This is a genomic window from Nocardiopsis lambiniae (assembly GCF_031845465.1).
Lineage (GTDB): Bacteria > Actinomycetota > Actinomycetes > Streptosporangiales > Streptosporangiaceae > Nocardiopsis > Nocardiopsis lambiniae.
The window spans coordinates 1-313 of sequence record NZ_JAVREP010000053.1 but is presented as its reverse complement, the minus strand read 5'-3'; the positions used below and the strand labels follow the sequence as shown (position 1 = coordinate 313).

Below are 313 nucleotides of genomic sequence, written 5' to 3'. Positions count from 1 at the left end.
GAAACTCGGCTGAGACCGGGTCCCACGAGCGGTCACCCGGTGACCTCCGCCTCCAGGTCCTCGCTGGGCCAGGTGCCGGAACGCCCCAGGGGATGTTCCCTCGCCTCGTCGAGGCTCGCGGCGGCCCGGGCCTCGTCACGGCGTTCGGCGTCCAGACGCGCCGCCTGACGCGGCCCGGGCAGACGACGCGGCGGCCCCTGAAGCTCCCGGCTGGAGATCGCGCCGAAGGAGGCGATGACGCGACCGTTCTCCCGATCGAGCACGACCGAGCGCACGGCGGTGCGCCGAGGTCCGTCGACGCGCACGGCGTAGA

At 74.1% G+C, this 313-nt stretch carries 1 pseudogene; it reads right to left on the bottom strand.

Annotation, left to right across the window (positions count from 1 at the left end):
- Window positions 1-32: 32 nt before the first annotated feature.
- Window positions 33-313, bottom strand: a pseudogene (locus RM479_RS27485) (MauE/DoxX family redox-associated membrane protein); the annotation flags it as partial.